This window comes from Desulfovibrio sp. 1214_IL3152, assembly GCF_036763055.1.
Taxonomy (GTDB): Bacteria; Desulfobacterota; Desulfovibrionia; order Desulfovibrionales; family Desulfovibrionaceae; genus Desulfovibrio.
This window is the reverse complement of record NZ_JBAIYW010000439.1, coordinates 1-1,437: the sequence shown is the minus strand read 5'-3', so window position 1 is coordinate 1,437 and position 1,437 is coordinate 1. Positions and strand designations below refer to the sequence as shown.

At 60.2% G+C, this 1,437-nt stretch carries 2 protein-coding genes; both read right to left on the bottom strand.

The genetic code is table 11. The annotated features are described in order from the left end of the window. A partial coding sequence (locus V6C07_RS09270; protein WP_333536144.1) for an exodeoxyribonuclease VII large subunit occupies window positions 1–432 on the bottom strand: 432 nt, incomplete at its 3' end. Window positions 433–797: 365 nt separating this feature from the next. After that, window positions 798–1,437 (bottom strand): His/Gly/Thr/Pro-type tRNA ligase C-terminal domain-containing protein (locus tag V6C07_RS09265; protein WP_333536142.1); only part of this gene is annotated, 640 nt, incomplete at its 5' end.

Below are 1,437 nucleotides of genomic sequence, written 5' to 3'. Positions count from 1 at the left end.
CACGTAGCCCCAGCCCAGCGCGGCCAGCTTGCGCTTGCCTGCTTCAAATGCCTGCGCCAGCAGCCCCACACCTGCGGGCTGCACCAGTTCCACAGCAAGCTGATACTGCCCGCGCGGCGCATACACGCTGATGCGCCCGGCGCAGAGCACGTCCAGCCCATTGCGCAAAAGTTCAAGGGGCGAAGCACGGGGTTCGTCAAAAACTTCCCCCGTCAGCGGATCAAAACCCTGCTCGGCCTGCCGCTGCATGTGCCGGAACCAGACGCATTGCAACTGCGCATCCTGATCCTTGAGACTGAAATAGACATGCCCGGAGCCGGGCCGTGAGAAATTGGTCACCTCACCCCGTACCCATACAAAGGGAAAACGCCCTTCAAGGCTTTTGCGCAATTGTTCCGTGAGCTCACGGACTGTCAGTATGGCTTCCTGCATGATGTTTTGTCAGCATATCTTTTTGACGCTGTGGAGGGAAGACGGCGGCCCCAAGAAATACCGGGGCAAGTTCCCCCGGGCATCTCCCCACCCGACACCCGCCCGGTGGCAGCCCGGCCTGACGCGGCACCCGCAACAGCAACCGAAAACTATACCAATGAAGCGCCGCCCGCAAAAAATTATTTCTGCGGGCGGCGCTTATTTCAAAAGCAGGCTCTAGGCAGTGTCGTCACGAGATGAATTTCCTTGGTATATCAAGGAGAACGAGCCTTTTATGCAGGGAGTGTACTCTTATGGTGCTCGACCGGAATAAAAGGCGAAGTTCGACGCAGAGATACCGGGAAAGGCGCTCGTGACGACACTGTCTAGCGGCTGGCCCAGCCCTGCCGCACCTTTTCAGCCCATGCGGCAAAATCCTGCTCCAGACTGGCGGCGGAAAGTTCGCCCTTTTCGCCCGTGCGGCGGTCCTTGCACTCCACAATACCACGGCCAAGGCCCTTGCCGCCGACCACAAGCTGCATGGGAATGCCCAGCAGGTCGGCGTCCTTGAATTTGACGCCGGGGCGCTCTTCGCGGTCGTCCAGCAGCACTTCGACGCCCATGCCCTGCAGCAGGGCGTAGATTTCTTCAACCTTGGCGTTGACCTCTTCGCTGCGGGGGTCAAGATTGAGCAGCACGCATTCGAACGGAGCCACCGGCGGCGGGAAAACAATGCCGTTTTCGTCGTGATTCTGCTCAATGGCAGCCGCGGCCACACGGGAAACGCCGATGCCGTAGCAGCCCATGATCATGGTCTGCTCCTTGCCGTTCTCGTCCAGGAAAACAGCGTGCATGGCTTCGCTGTACTTGAGGCCGAGCATGAAAATATGCCCCACCTCAATGCCCTTGGTCAGCTCCATGCGCCCGCCGCAGCGGGGGCACTGATCATCTGAGGTGATGACGCGCAGATCCGCCCAGGCGGTCACCGCGGCGTCACGGGCAAGGTCCACATGCTTCAGGTGGGCA